This is a genomic window from Alteromonas sp. DY56-G5, assembly GCF_041414725.1.
Classification (GTDB): Bacteria; Pseudomonadota; Gammaproteobacteria; order Enterobacterales; family Alteromonadaceae; genus Alteromonas; species Alteromonas macleodii.
In genome coordinates, this window is record NZ_JANHZQ010000002.1 from 156,881 (window position 1) to 180,768 (window position 23,888).

Genomic DNA, 23,888 nt, shown 5'->3' on the forward strand with positions numbered 1-23,888 from the left:
GTAAAACTCCCTATTTTTCTCTATCCTAACCACAGAACTTGCAAAATTGAAGTGATGTTTTATGACACATACTAAGGCGGTGCCGTGGGGCCATTAATGTTGGATTGTCAGGCCGAAGAACTTCTGCCTGAAGAAAAGGAAAAGTTAACACATCCAGTAGTGGGTGGCGTTATTTTATTTAGCCGCAACTATCATGATAAACGTCAGCTCTCTGCGCTGGTTCAAGATATAAGACGCTTTGCAAAGCGTCCAGTACTGATCGCCGTCGATCATGAAGGAGGCCGCGTTCAGCGTTTTCGTGAAGGCTTTACTGCCATACCTGCAATGGGCGATATTTTAAGGCAGTCAGAGCATCAAGATGAAAGTGCTGCATACGCAAAAGCGTGTGGATTAGTATTGGCTTATGAACTTAAAACCTTAGATATCGATTTTAGCTTTGCACCGGTGCTTGATATAAATGGTGTATCGCAAGTTATTGGTGACAGGGCATTTTCAGACAATGCAGACGACGTTATTCGTCTTGCCGCTTATCTAATCCAAGGTCTAAAAGCCGTAAATATGCCAGCTATTGGAAAGCACTTTCCTGGGCATGGCAGTGTAGCGCCAGATTCTCATGTAGCGTTACCCGTCGATGAACGCGAATTTGATGAAATACGCAGTACAGATATGGTGGTCTTTGAACGCTTAATTGAGCGTGCGTTGCTTGATGGCGTTATGCCTGCCCATGTTATTTATAATCAGGTGTGCGATAAGCCTGCGGGTTTCTCAACTAAATGGCTGCAGGATATCCTTAAACAGGATCTAGGCTTTGGCGGCGCAGTATTCTCTGATGACTTGTCTATGCACGGCGCAAGTGTTGCGGGAAGTTACGTTGAGCGTGCTGAGGCAGCACTGGAAGCAGGTTGTGATATGGTACTTGCCTGCAACAATCCGAAAGGGGCTGAGACTATCCTTGATGGATTGGAAACGCGCTTTGCTAACCCATCTAACAGCGATTTACAAAAGCGAGGGCGCGTTATGGCGCTTTACGATCGTATTATGCCAGTAGGGCTTAATGATAAATACGACAGTGCGGTTGAGCTGGTGAAGCGTTTAAGCGAACGGTAGTTTTTATAACTACCGTTTTTCATTTTCTGTTTTTTAATGCCGTTTGCTTATACTGGTACTTCGTCTACGCCAGCTTCTACATTCATAAATCGCGCAAAAGTGAAGAGAAAATCGCTCAGACGATTTAAATAAGCATGTACCACTTCTGGCACATCATAATGTTTAGATAGGCTAATGACAGCACGTTCAGCCCGGCGGCATACAGCGCGACAAACATGAGCCTGGGCAGCAGCCTTACATCCGCCAGGCAGCACAAACGATGTATTAGGCGGCATTTGACGGGTAATATTGTCTATAAGGCTTTCTAGGTTCTCAATATCAGTTTGTGTCAGCGTTGAGCTTGCTGAAATAGCAAAGCCAGCTTGAAACAGGTTGCGCTGAATGTCTTGGAGCATTGGTTTATGTTTGTCAGTAACATGCGCTGCGAGTAGCCCGATATGGCTATTGAGTTCGTCCATATCGCCGTAGCTTTGTACTACTAAATCATCCTTATCTACACGTACGGCCTTGTCAGCGTAAATTTGCGTGCTGCCCTTATCACCAGTGCGAGTGTAAATCTTCATAAAAACCTATATCTCTCTATCAATCGCAAATGTTGTTTTTTGCCTTTAAAACCAAAGCACTTACACTAAGCGTTTACTCAAATCACTCGCTAACGTCAGGGCGATTGTAGCGACGAATTTGTACTACAAAACCAAACAGCGGGTGGTCGAAATAATGCAGTTGCGTACTGATTACACGTCTTTGCTCAGCTAACGGAACTGAAACCAGTTTGTACGCTGTTGATGTCGCCTGACGGGGCTTAGCAGCATTACCAGTGCTATCATCTTCACTGCTGAAGTAGCTCATTGGTACCGGCTGGCGATAAAACATCTCGCCATCTACATGAAGGTAAGGTACGCGGTTGATATATTTAAGAAATACTTTGATAGTGCCGTCAATTTCCCAAATGGGTGTTCTTAATGAAGCATCGGTAGTGTCATCTTCACCTTGCTCTACAATCATCGGCGTATCAAGCGCTTTAAATGCGCCATACTCTATAGCCTGTGGGTTTGACAAACGGCGGTCCAAATCGGCAAAAATATCTGAAACAGCAAGAAATTGATCAGTGCCATGCGCTGCAGTTTTATCAGCTTCAAAAGCAGTACTTACATTACTTAGGCTGTTTTCATCTGTGCTCGATGTATTTCTATGGTTATCATTATCAGTAAGAGTGGCGGTGGAGCCGTAACCAAACTCTGGAGTGGAATCGTCAGTTTTATTGTCTACATTATCAACGTGTTTTGGAGCTCGCATATCACCGTTCAAGTCAAACTGCTGCGCGTAGTTTTGCCCACCATAAAGACGCACGTTGAAAGCTTTGTTTTTACCAAACATAACTGGCTGACGCCAGGTTGCGTGGAACAAACGTTCTAGCTCGCGATTAGAACGTATTTGGCGAGAAATTGAAGACAGTGCTTGCTGATTACTGGTAAGCAGATGCGCTTTTGAAGCAAGCGGCCAGTCGTGTCCTTCAATGATAATAGGTAAACTTGCTGGAGCGGGTAGCCTATTATCCGGCTGATTCACCTTCCATACGATTACAGGTTGAAGCGCGCTGCTTCTTGACTTGCTCTCGCTTATCGAAACGCCTGAGTTTAGTTCGTCGTCGCCTGGAACAACAACGTTCAGTGCAGTGGTTACCTCAGCGCTAAGCCATGGCTTCGCTTCTTCACAGTACTTAAATACAGGCACCGTGACAGGTGAGGAATCTTTTACGCCGAAGAAAGACGTCCAATAGCTGGCGATGGTTGCAGCATCAGGAGCGGGTGTGACGTCGTCAGTGATGATACCCTCATTTGAGTAGTCAAGGCTATCGCTATAGTCGGAGTCTGACGACGAATAAGAAGCCCCAAACTCATCGCCATTAATGGTTTCGCTTTGTGCCTGACTCGCTACGTCTGCTGTAGGCGATGGCTCATTGGCTGTTAAGCCGGATGTTTCATTATATCCATAGCCCGCTTCTTCAGAGTAAGAGTTAGGAGACATGTCACCGTACTGCGCACTGTTATCTTTAGACAGCGACAAGAAATCTACATCTTTTGCTGGTACGCTCAATAGTCCGTTGCTAGGCCACTTAACCGATGTTTCAGCGCCGCAAACGGCTAACCCTTGTTTTAGATAGCTTATATCAGGCGAAATGATATCGCTAATGATGTCTGCCTGAGCGCGAGGGGCTGACAAGTTGTCAGCCAAAGAAAACTGCTCTTCTAACTCAGTTAGTGCCACGTTGCGCTTAAACGCAATAACTTCCACATCGAACCACCAGTTGTCATTGGCGTTAGCTGCAGTTGAAATTGTCGTTAAGAAAACGGCGCTTATTGATGCAACTAACGGGCACCAGCGAGATAACTTCATGTTACCGCGACTCCTTTGCAAAATCGGCAATAATATCGCTAATAAACGCGATGCGCTCTTTAGCTGTTTCGGTCTTTTTCACCAAACGCAGTTTTTGGCTTCCTTCAAACTTAAAGGTGTTTGGTTTGGTTTGCACCAAACTAATAATATAGCCTGGGTTAACCTTAGTGGTTTCTTTAAACTCTATGGTACCGCCTTGGGCCGACAAGTCTACTTTTAGAATGCCTAACGCTTGGGCTTTTAGTTTAATTTCAGCCACTTCTATCAAGTTTTTGGCAGGCTCTGGCAATAGACCAAAGCGGTCAATACATTCTACCTGGAATTCATCAATGTCGTCTTGGGACGTACAGCTTGCCAGACGTTTATATAGCGATAGGCGAGTGTTAACGTCGGCAATATAGTCTTCAGGCAATAGGGCTGGAATACGCAGTTCAACTTCGGTATGGCCCGAGGTCGCGTCGTCTAACGAAGGCTCTCGGCCTTCTTTAAGCGCGTTAACGGCTTTATCGAGCATATCCATGTACAAACTGAAACCAATACTCGCTATTTGCCCCGATTGGTCGTCGCCTAACAACTCACCGGCACCACGAATTTCTAAATCGTGGGTAGCAAGCGCAAAACCTGCACCTAAATCTTCAAGCTGTGATATTGCTTCTAATCGTTTCACTGCATCTTTGGTCATGCGCTTTGGATGAGGCGTTAATAAGTATGCGTACGCTTGATGATGCGAACGACCTACACGGCCACGAAGCTGGTGAAGCTGCGCTAAACCTAAATGATCGGCTCTATCCATAATAATGGTATTCGCACTTGGTACGTCGATACCTGTTTCAATGATGGTAGTACACACAAGTACGTTGTAGCGCTGATGATAGAAGTCGCTCATTACGCCTTCAAGTTCACGCTCGCGCATTTGGCCGTGCCCCACTGCAATACGGGCTTCGGGAACAATTTCTGCGATTTCTTCAGCCGTTCGCGCAATGCTATCTACTTCGTTGTGAAGGAAGTAAACCTGACCACCACGCAATATCTCACGCATAATGGCCTCGCGAATAACGGCTTTATTACGCTGCTGCACAAAGGTCTTAATTGATAAACGACGGGCCGGGGCTGTGGCAATAATCGATAAGTCGCGCATGCCTGATAACGCCATGTTAAGCGTACGAGGAATAGGCGTTGCCGTAAGGGTAAGGATATCAACGTCGGCACGTAATGACTTAAGTTTCTCTTTTTGACGCACGCCAAAGCGATGTTCTTCGTCGATGATCACAAGGCCTAAGTCTTTATATTTAATATCGCTAGACAGCAGTTTATGTGTGCCTACTACGATATCTACTTTGCCTTCGCCGATCCGCTCAACCACAGATTTTTGCGCTTTACCGCTTACAAAACGGCTCATGACTTCAATTTCAAACGGCCATGCCGCGAAACGGTCTTTAAAGTTCTCGTAATGTTGCTGAGCCAGTAGGGTAGTGGGCACCAAAATAGCCACCTGTTTACCAGCATTAGCTGCAAGGAATGCCGCGCGCATAGCAACTTCGGTTTTACCGAAACCTACGTCACCGCAAACTAGGCGATCCATAGCCGATGGACTGCCCATGTCGTGCATAACCGCAGCGATGGCTTGGGCTTGGTCGGGTGTTTCTTCAAAGGGGAAGCTGTCTGAGAAGGCTTGGTAGTCGTCCCAATTTATTTTGTAGGCAAAACCTGGCTTGGCTGCGCGGCGGGCATATACATCTAAAAGCTCAGCCGCTACGTCACGAACTTTTTCGGCGGCTTTTTGCTTGGCTTTTGTCCATGCGTCTGAGCCCAAGGCGCTAACTGGTGCGCTGTCGGCATCGCCACCAGTGTAGCGTGAAATCAAGTGAAGCGACGCCACAGGCACGTAAAGCTTAGATTGCTTGGCATACTCAATGCACAAATATTCGGTTGCTACGCCGCCCGCGTCCAACGTTTGAAGGCCCAAATAACGGCCAACACCGTGATCGAGGTGCACCACAGGCTGACCAATAGAAAGTTCGGCCAGGTTGCGGATAATGGCGCTTTCGTCGGTGGCGGTGCGTTTATCGCGAAGACGGCGCTGACTTACTTTCTGGCCTAATAGTTCGGTTTCCGTAATAAATAACAGTTCGCCTTCCTGGGTTTGCCAGCGGAAACTGTTATCAACCATACCCACGGTAATGCCAATGTTGTCGTGACTTGCGATAAAATCGCTAAAGCTATCAACAATCTTTGGTTTGATGCCTGCTTTTGCGAGTACGGTTAGCAAACCCTCTCGGCGACCTTGGGTCTCAGCACAAAACAGTACCTTAGCCCCGTTGTCAGTGGCTTGATTTACCGTTTTAATGAGTCTTTCAGCAGGTACTTTTTTCTGCGAGTTAATCGCAATATCATCAAGCTTTTCGCACTGAAGGTTGCTAGCACCTGATTTTTCTTCAAGTACCTTGCTGGAAAGGGATGCACGTGGCCACTGTTTTATGACACCAAATAGCTCATTTATAGGTAAAAACAGCTCGTCTGGTGCAAGCAGTGGACGGGCTAAGTTATAACGATACTGCTCGTAACGTTCTTGTACGTCGGCCCAGAAAAACTCGCTGGCGTCTTGCACATCACCGTGAAGTAATAGCAGGCTTTTAGGGTGAAGATAGTCAAAAAGCGTAGCGGTTTTTTCAAAGAAGAGGGGAAGATAATATTCCACACCGCTCGGCATGGTGCCCTTGCTTACCTGAGAAAATACGCTTTCAGATGCATTGTTTGCGTCGAACTTTTCTAAAAACTGCTGGCGGAAAAGCGTGATTGCCTCTTTGTCTGTAGGAAATTCTCGTGCTGGTAGCAAGCGAATTTCGTTAACAGCCTCGCCAGAGCGTTGGGTTTCAGTATCGAAATAGCGAATGGAGTCGATTTCGTCATCAAACAAGTCTATTCGAAATGGCTGGTCGCTTCCCATCGGAAAAAGGTCGATGATGCTGCCGCGCACCGAGAATTCGCTGTGGCTCATTACCTGACTAACATGCAGGTAGCCGGCTTGCTCGAGATTGCGTCTGAACTGATCTCTATCTAAGGTGTCGCCCTTGTTTAGCATAAGCAAATACTTTGCTAAATAATCGGTAGGGGCTAAACGCTGCATTAACGTGTTAACAGGCACTATGAATATGCCTTCGCCTTGCTGTGTAAAGCGGAATAGGGTTTCTAATCGCTGAGAAACAATGTCTTGATGGGGCGAAAACGAATCGTAGGGCAGTGTTTCCCAATCTGGAAACAGAGTAATAGGTGTATGCTTTGTATTATCGCTTAAGAAGAAGGCTATTTCTTTTTCGAGCTTCATTGCCGACGGTGTATCGGCGGTAATCAGTACAATAGGGCCTTTGTATTGGCTGAGTGCTTGGCTGATACATAGTGCGGCACTGCTGCCTTGAAGTTGGCCCCAGTGTTTGTGATCTTGTGATGAGGCTTCTTTTTTAGGCGCAGGTAATGGAAGCGATAATAAAGTGGCTGTCATGACGTCCTGTTTTTTAAGTGCAAGATGAGTTTTACGGCTTATATACTGATGTTAGGGTCTATTCAGATCCCGCTTTTTTTTCTTTTGCCCGCTTTCTTAGCTGTTGCGTTTGAATATGCAAGCTAGCGCGAACTAAAAGCTCCTGGTCTTGCTCTCGAATGGTGTTAAAAATAAAGGCGATATGGTAACGGTCTTCTACTTGCTCGCAAGTAATTACTTCGCCAAAACAAAATATTGCTGCTGCTTCGGCATCCAAGAAAAGTTTAAGTTCCGCTTTGGCGCCCACATCCAATGCTTCTTTTGACTCGATGACCACACCGCCACCACCGAGCTTTACGGTTTTGAAGCGAAACTCTGGCTCGTCTTGCTGGTGCAAAACGAACGACATCATCAAGTCAATTTTTCGAGATTGATGGTTTAAGTAGTCAGCCAGCGACTCAGCATGATCACTTAGGTTGCGAAGCGGACGAATTGCCTGTGCTTCAATAGCGGCCATTTCGCTGGCAATGCGAAATGCATACGGCATCGACTCCTCTAAGTTCTCTTCATCAGGCACTACTTCGTCTTCACCTAACGGGCGCATATTGGCGTTTATGCGATGTGCGATAGAAAAATATTCATCGAATTGGGCTTTTTTTTGTTCTAGGCTAAGTTCGCTCACATCATTCCTCTGCCACTAATTCTTGTGCAGTTAGTAACTTATAAGTAGTATACCGATCACACGTAGTATACTCACTTTACTATTTTGGGGTTAACCCGTCATCTCGTCTTTGGGCTACTTATCTGAATTTCTCATTCATTAAGCATAGCTAAACATAAGGCAGATTACCGTATTACTGAAAAGCAAGGCGCTATGTTTTATCCTCTTTCTGCATTCATTGCTTATCGTTATGCCAAGTCTAACAAAGCAAGCCAAACCAGTTTTGTTTCATTTATTAATCGATTTTCAGTGGCCGGTATTGCACTGGGATTGATGGCGCTCATTATCGTTGTATCGGTGATGAATGGCCTTGAAGGGCAGCTAAAACAGCGCATCTTAGGCATTGTCCCTCATATTGAAATTACAAAGACACCCATCATAAGCGAGAATCCTAGCAGGACATCCAACGAAAACGAAGTTACAGAGACACCCACGCAAACTGCAGAAAAAACGCAGGCAGTGACTTTAAAAGAAATTAGCGAGACACCCATCGAAGGCGTTGTTGCCTCTATGGCTTACAGGGAAGCTGAAGCAGTAGTGCAGTCTCGCTCGGACTTGCGTGGTGTTCAGGTTCACGGTGTTCAACCTGAAGTAATGATTGAGCACACTTTGGTAGCAAACCACATGGAGCAGGGGCGATTTAGCGATTTAACTGAGGGGAGTTTTGCTGCCATTATTGGGCGCTCACTTGCCATAAAACTTGAAGCGCGGGTTGGAGACCGATTGCGGGTTATGGTGGCAGGCGCAAGTGTGTATACACCTTTTGGAAGAATGCCAAGTCAACGGCTTGTAACCGTGGTGGGTGTCTTCGATATGGGCTCGCAGATGGATGACAAAGTGATGTATATGAACCTTAAGGATGTGAACCGCTTAATGCGAGATCCTAAAGGTAGCGAACAATCGCTTCGACTCTTTTTAGATGACGCTTTTAACTACCAAGCAGTTGTTAGCGCGCTCACCGATAGGGTGGGTGTCTCTGTAAATAATATGAAGACTTGGCGTGAGCGTCAGGGGCCGCTATTTGATGCCGTCAAGATGGAGAAGAACATGATGACACTCATGTTGCTGCTTATTATCGCGGTAGCGGCATTTAATATCGTTTCGGCACTGGTAATGGTGGTAACGGAAAAACAAGGCGATATCGCAGTACTCCAAACTCAAGGTATGTTACCCAGTTCAGTAATGTGGATTTTTGTGTTAAACGGTTTGTTTAACGGCATTAAAGGCGCTGGCATTGGTCTAGTATTAGGCGTAGTGATTACGCTCCAATTAAATAACATTTTGGACCTTATCGGGTCGCCGTTAGCCTTAGCGGCAGACGGTAGAGGGCTGCCAATTGAAATGGACGTTGTACAAATTGCAGGCATTGCTTTGCTGTCTTTGCTACTGTGTGTTTTAGCCAGCGTTTATCCAGCGCGCAAAGCGATGAAAATTGCACCATCGCAAGCGCTCCAAAACGAATAAATCGCTGAATTTACCGTGCAAGTTAGTGCAAAATTCACTATACTCGCGGTCTTTTAAATTTTGCCCAGTGAGACGTCATGAACAAGAATTTTATCACCTCGCAATCGCTTCTACAGGATTCCTTTCGCCTAGCGGCAAAGGTGTATGAAGACGGCTTTCGCCCTGACTTTATTATTGGTATCTGGCGTGGTGGTGCTCCCATTGGTATCGCGGTTCAAGAATTCTTTGAATTTAAGAATACGTCAACCGACCATATCGCAGTACGTACATCGTCTTACTACGGAATAAACAAACAATCGAAAGAGATCCGTGTGCACGGATTACACTACTTGGTAGAAAACGCGAATGCTGATGACAAGTTGTTGATTGTTGATGATGTTTTCGATTCAGGCCGCAGCGTAGATGCACTTATTAAGCAAATTAATAAACTAATGCGTTTGAACATGCCTAAAGATATTCGCATTGCATGTCCGTGGTACAAGCCGCAAAACAACACAACAGACATCGTGCCAGATTATTACGTTAACGAAAGTGATGAATGGCTAGTTTTCCCTCATGAAATTGCGGGTTTGTCGGAAGAAGAAATTCGTGAAGGCAAAGGCGAGCTGGCTGACGTTATGGACATTTTGTTCAAAAAGTAGTGAGTAATTGCTTGATATAAGCGACTAGGAGTTGCTGTTAAACGTATCAAAACCGCACGCTTGTGCGGTTTTTTTATCTTCCAACTTCGTTGGAAAAGATAGGGTAAATGTGGTGCCCACGTTTACTTCACTTTCTACGCTAATGGTTCCCCCCATCGCTTCAACGATGGAGAACGAGATATAAAGTCCTAATCCAGTGCCTTTGCCGGTTGGTTTGGTGGTGTAAAACGGTTCAAAGAGCTTTTGGAGGGCATGCTTTTCTATACCGCAGCCCGTATCTTTTACCGTTATGACGGTGTGATCTTTTTCTTCAAACGAAGAAATAGTTAATTTATCCCCATCTTCCATCGCTTGCGCAGCATTTACGAATAAATTGACTAATACTTGGTTTAATTTTCCTGTTTTTCCCTTAATTAAAGGCACATCGCTTAGGTGCTGTTGAATCTTTATGCGGTGCTTCAATTCACTGTTTACTAATCGCAAGGCGTGAGCTATGCAGTCGTTCACGTTTACGGTTTCATCATCGGGAATATCTGCATCGTGGGAAAAAGAGCGAAGACTGGTGATAATGTCTGTAACTCTATTTAGGCCTTCCTCTGATTCGCTGCAAATATCTGCAATTTCGTCGCTTAATGAATCAATCTTATTTTCAACCTTCCACTGTTTCGCAGCTTCAGCTACCTTCAGCCTCTCATCGTCGGTTGCGCTAGCTGCCAATTGTAAGACGATTTCTTGCATTTGCGATAGCGCAGGCAGCACGTTCCGTAAAAAGTGAATGTTGCTATTAATGAAAGCAACAGGGTTATTAATTTCATGGGCAACACCAGCGGCAAGTAAACCTAGCGATGCCATTTTTTCTGAATCGATAAGGCTTTTTTCTACAATGGCTTTTTCTTCTTTCAACCTCACCGTTTCAAGCGCCATTAGCTTAGCCTGCATCCCCATGGCCATTTGCTCGGTAAAGGTATGGTATCTGTTAGCCATATCCACAAATTCTTGGGTGTAATAACCCAGAGCTTGATGGCAAAACACAATAACTGCGTGTTGCTGATGTACTTTAAATGGACAATAAAGTACAGAGGTGACGGGCGTGTCGAATAAGGATAGGTGGCGTTGCCACGTCGCTTGCTGCTTGATGTTGAATAGTGCTATAGGCTCACTTTTTACCGCGCGGGAGAGCGTGTCATCGATTTGCCATACGGTGTTAAGTAGCGGTGGATGGGTGCTGTTAATGCACCTCATTTTGCCAGCGCTTTCATTCTCAAGAACAAAGCAAACTTGATAATTATACAGTCCTTTGAACACACTAAACATTTTTTTATAAAGGTCTTGTTCGTCCTCTGCGGTAAGTAATACGCGAGTGCCTTCTAGCAAAGCATCGCTTTCCTTCTTATGTGCCTCAGCCTGCTGTTTAAGGCGGTAAACAAGCGCTAGATCTTCTAAAACATTTTCGTAATCTTTATTCATTGAGAGAACACTACCGCTGATATCATAAGGTTGCCGTGTCTGTTCTTGCCATCTAAAAAGCGCCCTTGCTCGCCAAAAGTAAACGGGCCGCAAATAGGTAATGCTGGAAATTTTTCTTGCAGCGAATTCAGCATGAAATTAATTTCGTCTCCAACCATCAAGCGACATCCTGCGCAGTAAATCATTAGTACGCCAACAGGCTTTCTATTTTCGGGCAGCAACATAACCGCATTGTTTATCACACGCTCTGCACGAGACGTAAGGCTAGAAATGCTACCTTCCATCAACACCAACTCTTCACCTTCTTCTACTTCTGAAAAAACATGTAGTGCACCACTTTCATCGACAGAATCGGGGTGGCACAGAAGGTAATTCACCGCACCGTTGTCTAATTCTACTGGTCTGCCTAGCGGTGCTGACGATGTTAGTCCTAAAATTTGACCGCCATATAGCTGTTGAGCGATAAGGTTATTGGTCGCTTTGTTATAAACGGTGCTTGCACCGCTATTGTTAAGCTGTTGTAGTTGGCGTCCTTTCGCTTTCGTTGCTTTAAATAGGGTATCGGTTGGCTTGTATCCTGAGCTATAACTCACCCCTAATGGAGTAGAGGGATACATAACTGCAACTACCACAGTGTTTGGTCCGCACGCATCTTTTGTAACGGTTGTCCAGTCGCCTGAAACCGTGTTGTCTGCCATTGAACCACCAAAAATAGGAACTTGAGTCCCTACAATGCTGGCGAAACCTTCAAGTATTCTTTCTTCTTCTCCTGGCGGCAACGCACACCAAATTAACGCTGGGCTTTCATAAGGTCTTCCCGCATTGTTTAGCGCATTTTGTAACGCGATGGCGCCAGCTTCAAAGGCGCTGTAGCAGGAGGCGTCTGCACTTCCAACGCCGTAGGCTCCACCATCGTCATTCACACAAAAAAGCGCTAACTGGCACCCCGCGTCAACGGTACTGCCGTCGCAAAGTAGCGCTCCTAAACAAGAGCTGGAAATGAAATAAGGCGCGGTAAACGCGCTAAGGCCATGTTGAAGCTCGTTAAAAGGTAAGTCTGCATTGCCGTAGCCAATAACGAGTGAAGGTGTATTTTCACTAAATAACCTATCTATTTCGGACGCCATACTAGGTGCTTCGTTACACTCCAACGAAAATGTTTGTATATACATTCGGCCTTTACCACTCAACCATACTCTTTAATAATAGATTGAAATTAGGAAAAGCTTATTAAACATTAGTTGAAGAGTTACACGAGTTACAGTAACTGTGTTGAAGAGAACTTAATTATCGAGGTAAAACTTGTCGTGAAAGGTATAAACCCACGTTGGCTGGTAGATCACTAAAAGCGTTATCGCCATACCGTTTAACAGAGCTTCAGGAAAGACCAAAAGTGGTATAAGCAAAACGTAGTTGTCAAAAATGATGTCCCAAGTATATGTACCTTCAATGTAATAAAACGCACCGAGCGTTAGCGTCTTTAATGCAATAGAAAGAGCGGCAGGGAAAAAGGCACAAACAAAAATGTACACGAAAAGTTGTCGAGGGATACGGTGAAAAGAAAGCATATAAAATAGATAGGTTATGCCAATAGGTACAACGGTGCCGAGTAGCCCGTTAACGCCAAAGTTTTCCCAACTTCCGTAGCCGACTGCGTTTGCGCCTAATAGCGCGATAAACGATGCAATAATAGCGTTTCTAAAGCCGAGCATTAATGTCAAAACTGAAAGGCCTAGAAAATGAACATCTAAGCCCTCGAAGATGCCTGCTTTAAACAACCAGAGAACGAAAAGCGAAGCAGCAGTACCAAAGATAAGGTGTTGCTGCTGCTTGTTACTCGCAAAATGAGTAAAGTCCACATGCCTGACCGCACCGAGTAGAAATACACCGTAAATCAGCAATGCTAGCAGTTGTAGTGAACTCACTTTTATTCCTTAGTTAATGGCGGGGAGCAGTATTTAGTACTGTTTACCCTTTATACTCAGCCCAAATAGGCGCGTGATCAGACGGCTTTTCGATGCCTCTCAGCTCATAATCAATACCGGCGTCATGTAGTTTTGCATGAAGCGGTTTTGTTGCCAAAATCAAATCTATGCGAAGGCCACGATTATCGTTGAATCCTTTTGAGCGGTAATCGAACCACGAAAACCTGTCGTTTGTCTCTGGGTTGAGAGTTCGAAAACTATCTTCAAAGCCCCAATCGATCACTGTGTTCAACCACTCACGCTCTTCCGGCAAGAAGCTGCATTTTCCAGTTTTCAGCCAACGTTTGCGGTTGTCTTCACCAATACCAATGTCCAAGTCTGTATGAGAGATATTGACATCGCCCATAACAATCACGTTGTCATCTGGTGTGTGGTTATCATCTAAATAAGTCATTAAGTCTTTGTAGAACTTACGCTTAGCTGGGTACTTGGTTTCATGCTTTTCGTTTTCGCCTTGAGGAAAGTAACCATTTAGAACGGTAACGGGCTCGCCAGCATCATCGGTGGTTTTTAAAATAATCATGCGACGTTGGGCGTCTTCGTCATCTGTTGGGAAACCCATCGACACAGAAAGCGGCTCTTTCTTCGCCAAAAAAGCAACGCCGTAATGGCTCTTTTGTCCGTGGAAATAAACGTGATAGCCCATGGCCTCAACGGCTTCTACCGGAAACTGTTCGTTGTGAACTTTAATTTCCTGTAAGCCAATAATATCGGGTTGGTGTGCGTCGATAACCGCCTGAAGTTGATGTAGACGAGCGCGAATACCGTTTATATTAAATGAGATTACTTTCATGCTTTTTTAGTGGTTGCTTCGAATTTGGCTAGAGTTTACCAGAAACTGCACGGCCGCTTAACGACGTTTTGCCACTATATTAATGCATTCAGTCGATTGGCTAGATTAAGTTTATTTATAGCTAATGGTGAAATCGCTGTGTATAAAAGCTCGTCATTAGCATAAATTTAGTCATCCCTTAATCACACGTTTGCCTCATGGTAGGGAGTGTCATTTGGTGCCGTGCGCTTACCGAGTGAAATCAAGAACTCAAACCAAGCATTTGCGTCTTGCACCGCGTTCTTAACAAAGCTTTCATTATCTAGGCCGAGCTCGGGTAAGAGTGTTTCTACGTCTTGTTTGAAAGACACCCATGCTTTGGCACATCCTGCCATCGCTTGATAATACTCGGTAGGAATATCTAACGTCATGGCTTCTAACCGCCTAACAATAATGTTGGCGCCCATTGATGAGCCCAACCATACATAGATGGCTGCGATGGCATGGCTGGTGGTTGAATTGGAGCAAGGAGTTAACTGTGCGATAGCCTGGGCGTTTAAGACTGGCTCATCTTTGTTTTTTATTCTTGTAGTAGGTTCGAGCTTGGCATGGGTGTCACTGTAACGTTGTTGAGCAGACAGTGTTGCGGACGACAACGCGTGGGTGTCATTGTTAAGCGCTAGTAGAACAACTTCCCTATTGAGCATTGAGGCGATGCGGTTAAGGGAAGGGGTCTGGAGTGCAGCCTGTTTTACGGTTTCTGCTGTTGTTTGGTGAAACACCCTCATGATGTTAAGGATGGCAAGATAGGCCTCATGGTTAAACTCACTATCTTTGTGGTACATCGAGAAGGGAAAGGTATTTTCCAAGATAGCGTGGTTGGCATGGGTGTCTTGCTTAAGAGCAGTAAATAGATTGCGCATGAGGTAAAGGTCTTTGCGTTTAAGCTTTCACAGCGTTGAATGATTTGCTCTAACTTTATCATGGGTGTCTTCGTAACGGGCGAAAAATGTCAATGTTAATAATGTAATGGCTGATCGAGTTACAACCGGGAGTGATTCCCGTAATTTCAGGGGTAAACTTGGGTGTCTTCTTAATAATGTTTTTGATGATGAAGAAGAGCTATGGATGGGTGTCTTTGTAAGTGTGTTAGCCGAGGGGGCTTTTTTAACGTTTATTGCATTGCGCCTATTACTGGGGCAGGTATACTTGCCGCAAAATTTGAGATAGGTGAAATAACGTGTTTCCAGAAACAGTTGCAGACAAATTGAGTGATGCGGTTATCGAGCAAGCGATGAAGCTAAGTGCAGAAGACCGACAAGAGCTTGTAGTGAGCTATATTGCAAAAGCAAATGAAATTTGGATGGTGCAAGGTAGTGAAGGTTTTGTGATGTTTGAAGGTGGTGAAAGCGTTCAGCTACCAGTATTCCCGCATCACGATTTAGCTCAAAAGTTTGTAGATATAAACGAAATTGAAGGCCAATGCGTGAATATTACGCTCGATGAGTTTATGCAAACTTGGTTGCCAGGCCTTGATAAGAATGGCGTTGAGCTAGTAATGTTCCCCACCACGAGTGATGTTGAAAACCTAGTTATGACTGCAGATGACTTAGCCTCAGAGCTTAGCGGAAATTAAGCAAGGTATAGAGATCATGAGTTCTCTCGAAACTTTGCTTCCTCTGGCTTCATCTTTGGCTAACGCGAAAGGGTGGGACGATTTTACTCGTACACTGATGCTTGCGGGTAAATCGCTTGTCCCGCTTCCAGCGGAAAAACGTTTGGCTGAAACAGAAGTAGAAGGGTGTGAAAGCCCGGTATGGCTCGCAACTTCTGACGAACAAGGCAGTTTGATGGCTTACTCGCCTAGCAAAGTGATCCGCGGCGTGCTTGCAGTATTGTTAGAAAAAGCAAACGAGTTAACCCCGCAGCAGCGCAGTGAATTCGACTTTGAGAGATATTTGTCTCGCTGTCAGCTGGAACGCTACTTAAGTCAGTCCCGTGGAAACGGGATTAAATCTGTAATAGCTAAATTAAAGGGCATCTAGCCGCTAAACTAGTGGCTGCCGTTATTTGTTTTTTGCTTCAATCCACTGGCTCATGTACTTGCTCGCTGTCAGTGTTTGATGCCACAACAAGCTTTGCAAAAATAAACCGTTTCTATGCGTGTTAAGCGACTGTTTTAAACCAATGATTCTTTCAATTAACGGCACTTCTGGCTGTTCGCTTTCAAATGAGCTAAGTATTGTCGCCGTTAAGTTACTAGCGCTATCCCACGTAGACTTATCATTGTGAAGTTCCACAGCTTGTCTGACGTAGTCTTGAATAACCGCTGCGTCATTTGTATTCGCGCTACAAAGCGCACCAGGCCATTGCGCTAGCTGCTTTGGATCATCGATTTCCTGTATATTGCTATTAGCAGTGATTGAAGCGGTTGAGGTGATACCTTCTGCGCCTATCCACGTGGTGATACTAGGAGTAGCGCAGCGCATCGCATCAATTAGTTTGCCTTTAATGCCTGCGCCAAATCGTAAAGGAGCGATCAGCGCCTTTGCACTCAACATTATAGACTCCACATTTTCGGCCCAACCTTTTACCAAAAAGCCTTGTTTTTCGTTGTGCAGTTGGGTGGCCTTTTTAGGCGGGTAAGCGCCGTATATGTGCAATTCTGCTTTAGGTAGCGCTTTTCTTATCTCAGGCCATATGCTTTGCTTTAGTTGCAGGACCGCGTCCCAATTAGGCGCATGGCGAAAGTTTCCAATATGAACAAAGTGCGCTCTTTCCTCAAAAGGAAGCGTCACGAGGGGCGTTTTTCCTACAACAAGAGGGTGGTATTGGAGCTGCGCTCTAGGTACACCGTAATGTTCCGTCAAAAGCGCCATTTCTCGTTTTGAAATTACTAATGTAAGGTCGCTTCTTAGTATTGCTGCAACTTCTCTTTGCGCCAATTCGCTATTTAACTGAGCAAGGCGAGCATCATTGTCCTGTTTTACCGCTTCGTGCCTAGCCTGACGCAGGCTGTGCAAATCTTCAGTGTTTAAAACTCGAAGTGCATCTGGGCGCGCTTCTTTTACTCGCCAAGAAAATTGCTCTTCTGTCATGTAGCGGTCGAATATAACAACGTCAGGCTTTATATGCGCTATTTGGCTATTAAAAGAACTACAATTCAATGCCACAGAATGCACATCAACGCCTAATGCTGTAAGGTCTTCTTTATGGTCGCTATCGGTGGCAGCGGTCAGAAATGTCACATTGAAATCGGCAGATAAGCAACGCTTAATAATAGCTAACATATTTTGGCCCGCGGCCGAAGAATTTGGCTCAGGCCACACATAACCGATAACAGCGACATTTAACATGGATGGATTACAACTTTTGCTTTAAGAATTTTGCCATCAAGGGCATAGTAAATAGTGTGCAAATACTACCATAAATTTGAATTGGTCATTACAAAAGCAAGTGTTCCTTAGAAAATCTAATTCTTATGGGTAATTACCCTAAGTTTTTCTATGTATTAGAATTATTTGTATGTAAAAAGGGGCAAAAAGCTATAATACAGGCCTTCCAGAGATGCGCTGAATACACGAGTGTAGTGCGTATCAGCGGCGTTGCGTGAATTGTTGATGTTCAGCGTAAAGCAAGATTTTCAAATTGAAAATGAGCCCCGCGGTATCACGGCTTATGAAGGATTCAGGTTAACTTAATGATTAGTAAAGAAATCATACTTTTTTACTAGTTGATACTTATTGACCAACTACATTTTTGTGCCTATACCTTAATGGACACAAGGCGAATGGAGGTGCCTTCAACGCTATATTGACAAAGGCGGCATGAAAGAGAGTGCACGAATGAATTTAGATGAATTAGTTTCGAAAGCGGAAAACCTCTTTGTTTTACCTGATTCGGTAACTCGACTTAAAGCTTGTATGGATGATGAAGCTTCAAGCATTGACGACATCGGCGATATTATTGCTTTCGATCCGTCATTGGCAACGCAATTGCTAAGAGTAGCAAACTCAGCGCTCTATCGTTTTCCTAATAAAATAGACACCGTCACAAGAGCCATCCAGGTAGTGGGGACTCGCTCCACTTACGACTTGGCACTGGCTTATGGCGTAAGCCAAGCATTCAGTGATGTAGACGGTCAACGTATCGATCTCGACAAGTTTTGGGAGCAAAGTGTATCGTGCGGTCTCTTGGCAAAATACTTTGCCGATATGCGCAATATTCGTGAGCCTGAGCGACTCTTTGTTTCGGGGCTGCTTCACAACATAGGCGAGCTGGTAACCGTTTCGGTTTTGCCTGAGTCGGCAACCCGTTGTCAGGCATTCAACACCAGAGTAAGTCCTGCTGAACTTCAATTTGGAGTGCTAGGGTTCACGTATGCGGAATTATCGGCAAGATTAATTGAAAAGTGGGATATTCCAAGCTCTATTTATACGCCAATTGCCAGTATCCACAAAGAAGAGGAGGAGTCTGCTTCTACAGATGAGAAGATTCTACAACTCTCCTATGTGTTGGCACTCGATAACGTTAACCCTGAGATCTACCCGAGTTATCACAACTTAAAGCCAGAATTGCATGAGGCATTGTCGCTTAATCGCGAAGATTTAGAAGACGCGCTAGATATAACCAACCTGCAGTGTATTTCGGTAATTTCCCTGTTTAACCCTAACGCGTTTATGCTGTATTAACGTAACGTTTTTAACGTGCTTTTCGAAATGCCGTAGCGATCAGTCGAAAATCGCTACGGTTTGCCTACTGATGGCAATCACTTCATTATCCTTATCCCAAATCGTCGCTTCAGTATGGCCATAACCATCTGCAGCTTGTCTTGTGTGAGCTTTATAAGCAAACCAGTCTGTCGGGCTTACCGGCTTGTGAGGATGGATAAATTCTAAGTTCCAACTTACTGTACTGGCTGGTGCCGGAAGCTTCATCATTTGTAAAAGTGTAGGTGGCCATGCGTCGATCATAGTAATGATATGTGCATCAGTGATGGCTTCGGGGGCCTGTTTGAAGCGCATAAAGCCGTGGTAATGGCTGGTTTTTCTGCGCGTAAATGGAATGCCGCCATCTTCAATTGCCAAATCAAAATAGCGCAAGAATTTAGGCGTAACTTTAGGTATTTGCGGGATGAACTTTGCTTTATTCGGCTGAGGCATGTCGTGTGTATCTGTATTCTCAACTTGAATACCTGACTGACGCGCAACACCAAAACAGGCTTGCGAAAAAACACAGCTTTTGCCGTCTTGAATAGCATGAGCGGTGAACTGAGAGACATTTTTCCCTGTTCTAAGTAGCGTTACTTCGATAGAAAAAGGCGCTTCAAGAGATAGGGGACCGACAAAGTTGGTGGTAAAAGAGCGCAGCACACGGTTATCAGTGACTTGCTGCTTTACTGCGGTGTAAAGCATACCGGCAGAAATTCCTCCAAACGCAGTTCGTCCCTGTCCCCACGTCTTAGGGATAACTAGTCCATCAACTTTCCATGTGTTTTCCGAAGTTTGAGATAATTGAGGAATATTGAGCAATTCATCTACTGTCATATTTGCTTGTCTGGTCTGATGAGTTAAGTGTTTGTCATCGTACCTTAAGCGCTATAGAACGAAAAGCCTCAGTTAGAAATTTTCGTTATGTTAACAAATAAGTAACAATTAGTTGTTTATTTTTTTGCCTAATGCATAGACTGGGCTATTGTCACTCAAAAGGACTGTTATGGCCCATACTCACGTTGAAGGTATTCCCGCTGCAGAAGCAGGAGCATCTAGAAGTTACCGGAATTACGTTCTATTCATATTAACCTTGGTGTATGCCTTTAACTTTATAGACAGGCAAATCATTGGGATTCTATCTCCTTTTATCAAAGCCGATTTGGGGTTAGATGACGCCCAACTTGGGTGGCTTAAAGGCATCTACTTTGCGCTACTTTATACCGTGATGGGGATCCCAATTGCATGGCTTGCCGACAGGTACAGCCGCGTTAATATCATTGCGATCTCTCTAACGCTTTGGAGTGGATTTACCGCTGCATCTGGGTTAGCTGCCAATTACATGCAGCTTGCCATAGCACGTATTGGTGTCGGCATTGGTGAAGCGGGTGGTAGTCCACCGTCCCACAGTATTATTTCTGACTTATTCCCTAAAGAAAAACGCGCGGGCGCGCTCGCAATATACTCTTTAGGTATTCCTTTTGGCGTCATGCTTGCGTTTTTTGCATCAGCGTTCTTTTTACAGGGCGGTTCTGCCGACTGGCGAACGGTAATGTACAGCGTGGGTATTCCAGGGGTGTTACTGGCTATTTTGCTTAAGCTCACGGTCAAGGAACCTGCCAGAACGGTCTCTTTACCAAGCGCAGATGATGCGAATAAGCCGAGTGTAAAGTCGTCGCTCAAGATGCTACTAAAAATTCCGACGTGGTGGGGAATGGCTCTGGGTATTTCCTTTGGATCATTCGGTAACTATGCCATATCGACATGGGTAATTGATTACTACGTTCGCGCCTTTGCGGGTTTAGATATTACACAGTTGCTAATCGTTTTTGGCATTATCAACGGCACCGCCTATGCGCTCGGTGTATGGCTAGGGGGCTATATTGCTGATAGATGGGGTAAGCACAATAAAAAAGCTTATGCGCTATTGCCCGCTATCGCGTTAATTATTGGTGTGCCGGCATTTTATGCATCGTTACAAGTGCAAGATTTGTGGTTATCAGTAGGGCTCATGGCGCTGTTGTTATTCACCAGTGGTTCATACCTAGGCCCAAGTTTTGCGATGGCACAGACACTGGCTCCAATAAACGTAAGAGCCATGTCGACAGCGTTGTTCTTCTTTGTATTGAACATCATTGCGCTGGGCGGTGGCCCAACGCTGACGGGTATTATTAGCCAAGCATTGGTGCCATCTTTAGGCGAGACCGAGGCATTGAGACAGGCACTCATCTACCTAGTAGTTCCTTACGCGCTTTCTATTGCCGTGTTCTTATGGACGAGCACGAAGATTGTAAAAGATTGGGAAATGGCAGAAGCCAGAGGCTTATAGTATTATCGAACTTTCATGCTAAGGGGCTGATTTAAAGCCCCTTTGTTGTTTGAGTATAAAGGAGTGTATTGGTGACATCGTCAGAGTTGAGTTTTCATTTTGCCCATGCAAATGGATTTCCGGCAGGTAGTTATAATGCGATGTTTTCAGCGTTACCTGATCACTTTCACCGTCTTCATGTTGAGCGCTTCGGACACGACCCTCAGCTTCCAGTGAATGGTAACTGGCGCAATCAAGTTCAAGAACTTATCAAGCATATAAAAAAAGAGAACAAGGATCCGCGAGGCGTGTATGGTATTGGGCATTCATTTGGTGCTGTAATTACCTACATGGCGGCTTGCGAAGCGCCAGAGCTGTTCAGAGGCATTATTTTATTCGATCCGCCACTTGTTGTCGGCCCGTTAAGTTACTTTTTTAAATTCGCGAAACACACGCCGTTAATAAACAAGCTAACGCCAGCGAAACTCGCGCAAACACGCAATACCAGTTGGCCAAGCAATACTGATATGGTGGCGTACTTTCACAGCAAAGCATTGTTTAGGGATATGGATAAACGATGCGTGCGCGACTATGTAAAATCTGTAACCGCCTTGAAGGGGGACAATATTTCACTCACATTTCGTGCAGAAGTAGAAGCAGATTTGTTTCGCAATGTTCCGCACAATTTGGGTAAATATAAAGGAAAGCTTAAGTGTCCGGCCGTATTGGCGACAGGAAGCAAAAGTAACGTATGTAAGCCAGAAATGTACTCGCGGCTTCTGAAGCATAATGCTATTGAGCATAGCGTGCTCGATGGTGGCCATATGTTTCCACTAGAACACCCTGAGCAGGTAGCGAGCTTTATAGAGCGTACATTAACGCAGTGGAGTAATGAGGCGAATTAAATATTACAGAGATTGATTTAAGCGTTTTAACGCTAAAATCAATCTCGCCATAACATTAGGATAAATGAGTTAGTCGTGCTTTCTAGGCTTGCTTAGTCCACCCACGGGTTGACCTAACATTTCTCGCGTCACCAGTACCACGCCTTTTTCAGATACGCGGAACCCACGTGCCTTGTCTTGCTCGTGATCGTAACCAATTGTAGTGCCTTCAGGAATGACACAACCTCGATCAATAATCACCTTTTTCAGCTTGCAATGGCGTTTAATTTCCACATCAGGAAGAATTACGGCGTCTTCAATAAGGCCATAGGAATGTACGCGTACGTTGGAAAAGCAAATAGATGAACGAAGTGTAGAGCCTGAAATTATACAGCCCCCAGAAACTACGGAGTTAATCGCTTCACCACGTCTGTCGTGGTCTTCCCAAACAAACTTTGCTGGTGGCAGTTGCTCTTGGTATGTCCATATAGGCCATTTTCTATCGTAGAGGTTCAATTGAGGTACAGGAGCAACCATTTCCATATTGGCTTCCCAAAATGAATCGATAGTACCTACGTCGCGCCAATAGGCGTTGTCTCCGCCACTTTTCTCAAAAGGATAGGCGTATACAGGGTGGTCGGCGATGATTGATGGAATGATGTCTTTACCGAAGTCTCGCTGCGAGCCCATATTTTCAGCATCAACACGTAATTGCTCGAATAAAAACTCTGTATCAAACACGTAATTGCCCATAGATGCTAAGCAGCGCGTTGCGTCATTAGGAAGTGGAGTCGGGTTAGCTGGCTTCTCTTCAAATCCGTTAATACGATAGTTTTCATCAACCGACATAACGCCAAACGCACCCGCGGCTTCTTCCAAGGGCACTGACATACATGAAACCGTCATTTTTGCACCAGATTCTTTGTGCTTGGCCAACATATCACCGTAGTCCATACGGTATATGTGGTCGCCTGAAAGGATCATGACATATTTTGGAAGCTCATCACGAATGATATCTATGTTTTGGAAGACCGCGTCTGCGGTTCCTTCATACCAACTGTCGGAGAAACGTTGAGAAGCGGGTAGGATTTCTACAGATTCGCCAAGTTCTTTTTTGAAATGACCCCAACCGCGAACCAAGTGACGAATAAGAGAATGCGACTTGTATTGGGTAACCACGCCTATTCGACGGATACCTGAATTAACACAATTTGATAGCGGGAAATCGATAATTCTAAATTTACCGCCGAAATAAAGTGCCGGTTTGGCTCGCCAATTAGTGAGCTCGTGTAGTCTAGAACCTTTACCACCCGCGAGGATGAGCGCATATGTATCGCGAGTAAGGTTACTGATGTAACGAGAACTTTGATCTGCCATTTCCTATAAACTCCTGTAATAAAGCGACAACTGTGTATCGATAGAAATATAAAAAGAAAACGAAGTGTTGCGATTGACTGCGCTATGCATGATAGGCCTGATTGAACAGGCTTTCTTGATAACCTAAATCCATATTACACAAGATAATTTAGAATGACAGCGCGATTTTCATGCTTTGTGATGAAATGGTAAATGTTTTTAAAAAATTGTAGGTTGGGGGGCTCTCGCCCTTACAGAGACACCCACCCTTATCTTTTATTCTTAAGCTGGAATAGGCTTCTAGAATTAAAGTATTAGCATGGCACCCATCGCTACTATGAGTTAGTTACTTAGTAAATTTGACGATAAAAAAGTTAGCGAGACACGCAACTCAATTTCATCATGCGCATCCAGAAAAGACCCTCGATCAAAGCAAGTCATTGTGTAGACACCCATTTTTAAACTGTAGAAAGTTAGTCTACACTTTGCTCGATAAACGAAGTGGTTACTTCATACATCATAAGGTTTTATTGCTGAGTGTCCTTTCTCGGTAACGCGAAAGAGAAGGCTCATAATAGTTATTTTGTGTATAAATTTGC

20 protein-coding genes are annotated in these 23,888 nt (G+C 44.7%); 8 read left to right on the top strand and 12 right to left on the bottom strand.

What is annotated here, in order from left to right:
- Positions 1–96 precede the first annotated feature (96 nt).
- Complete coding sequence (gene nagZ / locus NO989_RS01600; protein WP_014976251.1) at positions 97–1,107, top strand: beta-N-acetylhexosaminidase; 1,011 nt, start codon at positions 97–99, stop codon at positions 1,105–1,107.
- A gap of 47 nt (positions 1,108–1,154) precedes the next feature.
- On the opposite strand, the gene NO989_RS01605 is transcribed toward nagZ, so the two are convergent.
- The 4 genes from NO989_RS01605 to NO989_RS01620 all read right to left on the bottom strand — a co-directional run bounded on the left by NO989_RS01605 (position 1,155) and on the right by NO989_RS01620 (position 7,664).
- Positions 1,155–1,670 carry a cob(I)yrinic acid a,c-diamide adenosyltransferase gene (locus NO989_RS01605; RefSeq protein ID WP_014976252.1) on the bottom strand — a complete coding sequence of 172 codons (516 nt, stop codon included), beginning with the start codon at positions 1,668–1,670 and terminating at the stop codon, positions 1,155–1,157.
- 82 nt (positions 1,671–1,752) lie between these two features.
- A complete protein-coding gene (locus NO989_RS01610) occupies positions 1,753–3,504 on the bottom strand; it encodes a CsiV family protein (RefSeq protein ID WP_371341951.1) in 1,752 nt (583 codons plus the stop codon).
- A 1-nt stretch (position 3,505) separates the two neighbouring features.
- A complete protein-coding gene (mfd, locus tag NO989_RS01615; RefSeq protein ID WP_371341952.1) occupies positions 3,506–7,003 on the bottom strand; it encodes a transcription-repair coupling factor in 3,498 nt (1,165 codons plus the stop codon).
- A 58-nt stretch (positions 7,004–7,061) separates the two neighbouring features.
- The gene (locus tag NO989_RS01620) at positions 7,062–7,664 is read right to left on the bottom strand and encodes a PilZ domain-containing protein (protein ID WP_014976255.1); all 603 of its coding nucleotides are present in this window, start codon (positions 7,662–7,664) and stop codon (positions 7,062–7,064) included.
- Between the two features lie 192 nt (positions 7,665–7,856).
- Between NO989_RS01620 and NO989_RS01625 the strand changes: the two genes are divergently transcribed.
- Together NO989_RS01625 and NO989_RS01630 are read left to right on the top strand one after the other, a co-directional pair.
- Complete coding sequence (locus NO989_RS01625) at positions 7,857–9,167, top strand: lipoprotein-releasing ABC transporter permease subunit (protein ID WP_371341953.1); 1,311 nt, start codon at positions 7,857–7,859, stop codon at positions 9,165–9,167.
- Between the two features lie 77 nt (positions 9,168–9,244).
- Positions 9,245–9,808 carry a phosphoribosyltransferase gene (locus NO989_RS01630; RefSeq protein ID WP_014949139.1) on the top strand — a complete coding sequence of 188 codons (564 nt, stop codon included), beginning with the start codon at positions 9,245–9,247 and terminating at the stop codon, positions 9,806–9,808.
- 24 nt (positions 9,809–9,832) lie between these two features.
- Here NO989_RS01630 and NO989_RS01635 read toward each other — a convergent pair whose 3' ends face one another.
- The 5 genes from NO989_RS01635 to NO989_RS01655 form a co-directional block, all read right to left on the bottom strand.
- Complete coding sequence (locus NO989_RS01635) at positions 9,833–11,275, bottom strand: sensor histidine kinase (RefSeq protein WP_371341954.1); 1,443 nt, start codon at positions 11,273–11,275, stop codon at positions 9,833–9,835.
- Complete coding sequence (locus tag NO989_RS01640; protein WP_371341955.1) at positions 11,272–12,447, bottom strand: FIST signal transduction protein; 1,176 nt, start codon at positions 12,445–12,447, stop codon at positions 11,272–11,274. Before NO989_RS01640 ends, NO989_RS01635 begins: the two co-directional genes overlap by 4 nt.
- A 111-nt stretch (positions 12,448–12,558) precedes the next feature.
- A complete protein-coding gene (locus tag NO989_RS01645; RefSeq protein ID WP_110287957.1) occupies positions 12,559–13,200 on the bottom strand; it encodes an energy-coupling factor ABC transporter permease in 642 nt (213 codons plus the stop codon).
- 43 nt (positions 13,201–13,243) lie between these two features.
- Positions 13,244–14,053 (bottom strand): exodeoxyribonuclease III, encoded by an 810-nt coding sequence (gene xthA / locus NO989_RS01650; RefSeq protein WP_187446438.1) that lies wholly within the window; start codon positions 14,051–14,053, stop codon positions 13,244–13,246.
- Positions 14,054–14,235: 182 nt separating this feature from the next.
- The gene (locus tag NO989_RS01655; RefSeq protein WP_371341956.1) at positions 14,236–14,955 is read right to left on the bottom strand and encodes a hypothetical protein; all 720 of its coding nucleotides are present in this window, start codon (positions 14,953–14,955) and stop codon (positions 14,236–14,238) included.
- A 317-nt stretch (positions 14,956–15,272) separates the two neighbouring features.
- Here NO989_RS01655 and NO989_RS01660 point away from each other — a divergent pair, with 317 nt between their 5' ends.
- The gene (locus tag NO989_RS01660; protein ID WP_039227089.1) at positions 15,273–15,668 is read left to right on the top strand and encodes a DUF2750 domain-containing protein; all 396 of its coding nucleotides are present in this window, start codon (positions 15,273–15,275) and stop codon (positions 15,666–15,668) included.
- 16 nt (positions 15,669–15,684) lie between these two features.
- The gene (locus NO989_RS01665; protein WP_110287960.1) at positions 15,685–16,077 is read left to right on the top strand and encodes a SufE family protein; all 393 of its coding nucleotides are present in this window, start codon (positions 15,685–15,687) and stop codon (positions 16,075–16,077) included.
- A gap of 21 nt (positions 16,078–16,098) precedes the next feature.
- Here the strand turns inward: NO989_RS01665 and NO989_RS01670 are convergent, their stop codons facing one another.
- Positions 16,099–17,388: a glycosyltransferase gene (locus NO989_RS01670; RefSeq protein WP_371341957.1), complete on the bottom strand. Its 1,290-nt coding sequence runs from the start codon at positions 17,386–17,388 to the stop codon at positions 16,099–16,101.
- A 489-nt stretch (positions 17,389–17,877) separates the two neighbouring features.
- Between NO989_RS01670 and NO989_RS01675 the strand changes: the two genes are divergently transcribed.
- The gene (locus tag NO989_RS01675; protein ID WP_014976262.1) at positions 17,878–18,723 is read left to right on the top strand and encodes an HDOD domain-containing protein; all 846 of its coding nucleotides are present in this window, start codon (positions 17,878–17,880) and stop codon (positions 18,721–18,723) included.
- Between the two features lie 39 nt (positions 18,724–18,762).
- Here the strand turns inward: NO989_RS01675 and NO989_RS01680 are convergent, their stop codons facing one another.
- Positions 18,763–19,578, bottom strand: a complete 816-nt coding sequence (locus NO989_RS01680) for an acyl-CoA thioesterase II (RefSeq protein WP_283626786.1) — start codon at positions 19,576–19,578, stop codon at positions 18,763–18,765.
- A 169-nt stretch (positions 19,579–19,747) separates the two neighbouring features.
- Between NO989_RS01680 and NO989_RS01685 the strand changes: the two genes are divergently transcribed.
- On the top strand, positions 19,748–21,070 hold the full coding sequence (locus NO989_RS01685) for an MFS transporter (protein ID WP_014949150.1): 1,323 nt from the start codon (positions 19,748–19,750) through the stop codon (positions 21,068–21,070).
- Between the two features lie 71 nt (positions 21,071–21,141).
- Entirely contained in the window at positions 21,142–21,954 is an 813-nt protein-coding gene (locus NO989_RS01690) for an alpha/beta fold hydrolase (RefSeq protein WP_014976265.1), read from the top strand.
- Positions 21,955–22,023: 69 nt separating this feature from the next.
- On the opposite strand, the gene glgC is transcribed toward NO989_RS01690, so the two are convergent.
- Positions 22,024–23,310: a glucose-1-phosphate adenylyltransferase gene (gene glgC, locus NO989_RS01695; RefSeq protein ID WP_278344227.1), complete on the bottom strand. Its 1,287-nt coding sequence runs from the start codon at positions 23,308–23,310 to the stop codon at positions 22,024–22,026.
- Positions 23,311–23,888: the final 578 nt, after the last annotated feature.